Genomic DNA, 6,144 nt, shown 5'->3' on the forward strand with positions numbered 1-6,144 from the left:
GCGATGGCGCGTTTCGGCGCGCCGGTCGCTTCGCCGATGTGTGGATGCCCTACATGTACACGCCGCAGCGGCTGGCTGACAGCCTCGAGTCGGTGCGCGCCTATGCGGGTGAATTCGGCCGCGAGGCGGCCGAGATACGGGGCGCCATCTTCTGCTGGGGGGCGATCGACCGGGATGCCGCGGTGGCGCGCCGAGAAGCTATCGCCGCGGTCAATGCGACATACCGCCAGGACTTCGAACCGCTTGCCGACCGCTATCTACTGACCGGAACCCCGCAACACATCATCAAGCGGCTCGAGGAGTTTCGGGACGCCGGCGCCGAGACGGTCATCTTCGGCGGGCCGCGCGATGCCACCGCATGGCGGCGAAGCGCTGAGTTGTTCGCGGCCGAGGTGCTTCCCACGCTTCACGGCTGGTGACCGCGGCACCCACTCACTAGACCGATGTCGATTGGTCGATGTGCACGTTTCCGCGTGCGATGGCCGTGCCGGCCGTTATGGACGGGCATAGACCATCGCCTGATACAATGTAGCTAAATGAATAACGGAATTGTTTGATACCGGCGCGAAGCCCCTTGCCTCGCGTGGCATCAAGCGTAGGGCGCCGACCAGGCAGCGGGCGTGTATTGATCCACGCGGTGCTGGGAAGAACCCGCTAATGATGCGCGAGCAGCGCTGGCAATGGACGCGGTGCCTTTGAGGTGCAGCCAAAAAGCAGTGATGGGAGCATGATGACGACTTCAGAGGTGGCTACGCTGGCCGGCTACGAGGCATTTGCCCCGTCGCTCTTGGTGGAAAAGGTCGGCGCGGTGCACGTGGTGCGCATCAACCGTCCCGAGGCGTTCAACGCTGTCGACGAAGCGGTTCATAAGGCGCTAACGAGGATCTGGCGCGTCCTGCTCGACGATGACGACGTACGAGCCGTGGTGACAACCGGTGTCGGCAATGCGTTCTCGGCGGGCGGGGACATGCTGATGTTCGGCCGGCTGATCGAGAACCCCGAAGCGCGTGCGGAGCAGATCGCTGATGCGCGCACCGTTTTCACCGAGGTGATCAACTTCGGCAAACCCCTGGTCTCGGCGGTCAACGGTCCGGCGGTCGGGTTGGGCTGCTCGATAGCGTTGCTGTCGGATCTGCTGGTGATGGGCGAGAACAGCTATATGGCCGACCCGCATGTGGCGGTCGGCCTAACGGCGGGCGATGGGGGCGCCGCGATGCTGCCGCTGCTGGTCGGCATGATGAAGGCCAAAGAGTACGTGCTGCTCGGCGACAAGATCACCGCGCCGGTCGCGAAGGAACTCAACCTGGTCACGCGCGTGGTCGCCGACGACAAGGTGCTCGATGAGGCGCTGGCATTGGCTGAGCGACTCGCAGCGCTGCCGGCGCAGGCGGTGCAGTCGACGAAGGTCGCGATGAACATGCACCTGAGCCGGGCGGCGATGGGGATCCTGGAATACGCGCTGTACGCCGAGTACACCTCGTTTACCACCCAGGAGTTCAAGGACCGCGTGGCGGCGTTCCGGGCTCGCTCGAATCAGAAGTAGCTCAGCGGTAGGCGCTGATCCGCGCGGTGAGCGCAAGCCTGTCTTGGTCGTCAATGGCCTGTGCGTCAGCCACCGCGGCGCCGCGCCCGATGCGCAGCGCGGAGGCCTCGTAGCGAGAACGCCCGCCGGCGATGAACGGGCGCAGAAAGTTCACTCGCAGCGACGCAGTCCGCAGCGGCGGGTTGCTGTCGCTGATGGCCGCCGATGCGGCCAGCTCCAGGGCCGCGGCGGACACGCCGCCGTGCACTATTCCCACATCGTTGTAGAGGACAGGGTCGGCGAGTTGACGCAGCACGCGCCGTTGGCCGTCGGGAGACGTGACCTCTATCGCCATCAGCTCTGACAATGGGGTGTGGGCGGCCTTGACCAAGGTGTCCGATACCCGATTGTCGACCAGGCGCTCAGCGGAAACAAAGTACGAGCGCACGGTTCCCCCGCCGATGATGGTGCCGCCGCACGACAAGGTACAGAACGACAGCGACGTGCTGCCCCTGGGGCCAAGTGCTCGGCCGTCGGCTATCACCGGGATCTGCGGGTCGGCGGTGGCAAGCAGAGCGCCCTCCGGACTCAGCTCGAGGGAAAGCTCGCTTGAAACCGTCCATTCATCGACGTCGCGGCGAAAGTGATTGATCAGACCGCTGACCGCGTCGACCAGGATGGCCAAAGGTCCGACTGTCGCACTCCCGGTGAACGGGTTGGTCATACCGGCGACGCCCATCGACATCACAGCGGTGGCCTCCACCGGGTTTTCGTCTAGGACCTCGATGCCAAACCGGCCGAAGATCCGGTCAGGTGTTTCCGAGTCATGTGGTAGTGCGCCGTCTGTCAGTCGGTTCACTGCAGCAGGTCCACGACTGTAGACAGCTCGGACCCGGACAGCACGTATTCCTCAGCCTTCTTCAGATGCCGGTCCCACAACTCGGCGGCCTGTTGTGAGTCTCCGGCCGCTATCAAGTCCACCAGCATTCGATGTGTTTTGGACGCCCGGCGCGCGGCCTGCTCGGCAAGGGGCCCCGTGCTGGGCTGCAGCGACCGGTTGGCCGTCTCAATGATGTGGTGCAGCATCTCGCTAATCATCTGCAGCGTCTTGTTTCCGCAGAGTCCGGCGATTGCGGCGTGAAAATCGGTGCGCGCATCCACGGCTTCGCTTCCGTCAACCTCGTTTTCGTGGGCGACGATCTGCGCGAGTTGGTCGATGACGGCCGGGTCGCGATCCTTCGCCAACTGCACGACCATCGGCGTTTCGATGGCGGCGCGGGCGTAGTAAACGTCGCGCAGTGTGACCCCGTCGTACTCGAGTATCAGGCCGGCGTAGCGGGCCAGCGTCTGACGCCGCGGGCGATTGACGCGCGCACCTCCGTGGACGCCCCGCCGGATTTTGATCAGCGACTCCGACTCGAGCACCCGGAAGGCTTCACGCAGCGTGGGCCGCGACACCCCGAAGCGCTCGATCAACTCCGATTCAGGGGGCAACATGGTGCCCTCGGCGATTTCTCCGCGGACCATCATCTTGCGTAGCACCGTGGCCACCCGCTCGGCCATCTTGGGCTCACGCAGACTTTCCACCTCCACCGTGGCACTCCCTTCATCGGTGGCAGCCCAATAGGCGCTCTGAATCATATAACTATATATGCAAATCGTGGTTTCTGAGATCTGTTGTGCCGGTGAAACGGCGCTTGTGAACGACGTTCATGGCTGCAGCGGGTCATATTGCCTGGACCAAGGCAGAATTTTGGTTAGAGAAACGGCTAAACAGTTAGCGATACAGTAGGCTCGGTGCGTTGCGCATTGGGTTGAGCCAGATGCGCCTGGGCGGCATGGACGAAGGAGCAGTGGATAGCGATGCCCGTTAGCGAGGCTCTGGCCCGGCGCTTCCTGCATGTCAACCTCAACTGCAGATCGCTGGACGCCACCGAAGAGCTGTACGTCAAGCAGCTGGGACTATCCGCTCGGATGCGCACCGACCCCTCGGCGCCCACGGATGGCAGCATCCTGGGCCTGCCCGGTGAAACACATGCTGCCACATCGTTTTTCTACGATGCACGCGGTGGCCGCAACGCGTGCGCGCTAGAAGCCATCCAATGGACGACCCCGCCACTCAAGTCCGATCAGAACCCTCATCCGGCTCGTCCCGGAATCCGCTCGGCGTTGTTCACCGTCAACGATTTGGATCAGTACGTAAGCGGCCTGCAAGACGCCGATTTTCTGGTCAGCGATCCCGTGACGGGTCTGATTTCGGGCGGCAAATCAGTACTCGTGATGGACCCGGACGGCGTCGTGATCGAGCTGAGCGAACTGCGTAGCGAGCAACCCGGCGCGTTGTTTGCCGGTATCCGGATCTCGGCCGTCGACGTGGCGGCCACCGTGGACTTTCTGACAGCCATCGGTTTTGCGGTGCTGGAAGCGCCGGCACCCATGACGGTGGCCGGGGATCAATTGGCGCCGGGCGGCGGCGGGGCTGAGGCGCGGTGTGTCGTGGCGCGGCTGGCATTGCCCGAGGATCGCCACCAGTTCACGGTCAGTGTCGTGCAGCATCCCGAAACCGGCAGCCATCCTTTGCCGGTGGGTGGCAACAGCCAGGGCCTGTACCGCTGTGCGCTGCGGGTAGACAACGTCGAAAAGGCAGTCTCCTTGCTGCCTGATTCGGTTGAACTGCAAGGCGATCCGGTGTGGTGCCCGCTGCCGGGCACCAAGATCGAGGGTCTCTACGTCGCGTTTATGCGCTCACCGGACGGTGTCGTCTTCGAGTTCGTCGAGCGGCCGCTGAAATACTTCACCCGCTAGCGGCGGCCGTGATGGCACGTTCGAGCGATCGAGCCAGCGAAAAACGCGGATTCGACTATGAGCAGCTGCGCGACACGTGGTACCGCGAAGGTTGGTATGCCAAGCGCACGTGTATCGACGCCCTCAAGCACGGCGCGGCCCGCCACGGCGAGGTGGGTATCGCTTTCGTCACCGAGGAATCCGAGACGGCGGCAACTGTCGCCGAGATCCATTGCGCAGCAAGAGATGTGGCGGCCGGCCTGAAACGGGTGGGCGTGGCGCCGGGTGATGCAGTGGCGGTGCAGCTGACCAACCGGCCGGAATGCGCCGTCGCCTACCAGGCGGTGCTGCTCTGCGGGGCCGTGCTGGTGCCGATCGTGCATATTTACGGCCCGAACGAAGTCGGCTTCATCCTGGCCGACTCCGCCGCCAAGGTGCTGGTGATGCCGGCGCGGTTTAAGTCGACCGACTACCTCGACCGCTTGGCGGAATATGCCGACGTCGACACGCTGCAGCGCATCGTCGTCGTCGGCGCGCAGCCGGGACATGGCTATCTGAGCTGGGCGGAGCTGGCGGCCGGACCGGATCACTACGTCGAGCCGTCACCGGACGCCGACGACGTGTGCGTCCTGCTGTACACGTCGGGAACGACGTCGGCTCCCAAAGGCGTTCAGCATAGCCATAATTCGCTGCTCGCCGAGCAGCGAACACTGCCCGATGTGATCGCCGGTCGTGCGTCCGATATCCAGTTGGTGGTGTTTCCCCCCGGTCACGTGGCCGGGCTGGGCTGCATGCTGCGGCCGCTGATCTCTGGTGCCCGCACGGTGTTCCTCGACAGCTGGGATCCGCACAGGGCCGCCGAACTGATCAAACGCTTCAACGTGACCTCAACCACGGGCACTCCGTTTCACCTGCAAGGTTTACTGGACCTGGGCAATATCCGTGGACAACTTGCGACGCTGCGTGAATTTCTCACCGGCGCAGCCACCGTCACTGAAGAGCTGGGGCGGCGGGCCCATGCGGCCGGGATCAACTCATATCGGTCGTATGGGCTGACCGAGCATCCCACCGTGACAGCCGCGCGGGCCGACGACCCTCAAGCCGCCCGGCTGGGCACTGACGGTAGACCGTTGCCCGGCTCGGCGGTCCGCATCATCGGCCGCGACGGAGCGCCGCTGCCGAGCGGCGCCGACGGCGAGGTCGTCGTGCAAGGGCCTGATCAGTTCATCGGCTACCGGGATCCGGCGCTCAATAACGACGCGTTCACTGCCGATAACTGGTTCCGTACGGGCGATCTCGGCCATCTCGACAGCGACGGGCGGCTGGTGATCACGGACCGACTGAAGGATGTCATCATCCGCGGGGGTGAGACCATCTCCTCGAGCCAGGTGGAGGATGTGCTCACCACGCATCCCGCGGTCGCCGAGGCAGCAGCTGTGCCCGCACCGGATCCGCGATATGGCGAGGTAGTCGCCGCCGTCGTCGCACTCACCCCCGGCGCCACACTTGACCTCGAGGCGCTTCGGCGCCATTTCGCAAAGTCGGGTCTGGCCAAGCAGAAGACACCTGAACGGCTGGCGATCGTCGAGTCGTTGCCCAGGACCGCGATCGGTAAGGTGCGCAAAGCCGAACTGCGCCAACGGTATTTCGGCGGTGCCCGGTGAGCTGTGCTACGAGGAACGTCTGGCGTGTAAACCACCATCCGCCAGGTCGCCACGCGGGCCGGCGTGTCCGTCGGTTTGGTGCAACACCACTGCAAGACGAAGGCTGAGCTGGCCGACGATGTCCGCGCCTGGGTCCTGGCCCGCCTGGTCGAGGCAGCAGGTGCGGTCGGGGGT

6 protein-coding genes are annotated in these 6,144 nt (G+C 64.4%); 4 read left to right on the plus strand and 2 right to left on the minus strand.

Features of this window, described 5'->3' with window-relative positions:
- On the plus strand, positions 1–419 hold a 419-nt coding region (locus tag ACFE99_RS10535), incomplete at its 5' end, for an LLM class flavin-dependent oxidoreductase (RefSeq protein WP_375484963.1).
- A gap of 311 nt (positions 420–730) precedes the next feature.
- Positions 731–1,543: an enoyl-CoA hydratase/isomerase family protein gene (locus tag ACFE99_RS10540; RefSeq protein ID WP_375484995.1), complete on the plus strand. Its 813-nt coding sequence runs from the start codon at positions 731–733 to the stop codon at positions 1,541–1,543.
- A 1-nt stretch (position 1,544) separates the two neighbouring features.
- Here ACFE99_RS10540 and ACFE99_RS10545 read toward each other — a convergent pair whose 3' ends face one another.
- Together ACFE99_RS10545 and ACFE99_RS10550 are read right to left on the minus strand one after the other, a co-directional pair.
- Positions 1,545–2,381, minus strand: a complete 837-nt coding sequence (locus ACFE99_RS10545; protein ID WP_375484965.1) for a PaaI family thioesterase — start codon at positions 2,379–2,381, stop codon at positions 1,545–1,547.
- Positions 2,378–3,115: a FadR/GntR family transcriptional regulator gene (locus tag ACFE99_RS10550; protein ID WP_375484967.1), complete on the minus strand. Its 738-nt coding sequence runs from the start codon at positions 3,113–3,115 to the stop codon at positions 2,378–2,380. The genes ACFE99_RS10545 and ACFE99_RS10550 overlap by 4 nt, the downstream gene beginning before the upstream one ends.
- Before the next feature lie 270 nt (positions 3,116–3,385).
- Between ACFE99_RS10550 and ACFE99_RS10555 the strand changes: the two genes are divergently transcribed.
- Together ACFE99_RS10555 and ACFE99_RS10560 are read left to right on the plus strand one after the other, a co-directional pair.
- Entirely contained in the window at positions 3,386–4,327 is a 942-nt protein-coding gene (locus ACFE99_RS10555; RefSeq protein ID WP_375484969.1) for a VOC family protein, read from the plus strand.
- Positions 4,328–4,338: 11 nt separating this feature from the next.
- On the plus strand, positions 4,339–5,970 hold the full coding sequence (locus tag ACFE99_RS10560; RefSeq protein ID WP_375484971.1) for a class I adenylate-forming enzyme family protein: 1,632 nt from the start codon (positions 4,339–4,341) through the stop codon (positions 5,968–5,970).
- Positions 5,971–6,144 lie beyond the last annotated feature (174 nt).

This window comes from uncultured Mycobacterium sp. (genome assembly GCF_964249325.1).
Lineage (GTDB): Bacteria > Actinomycetota > Actinomycetes > Mycobacteriales > Mycobacteriaceae > Mycobacterium.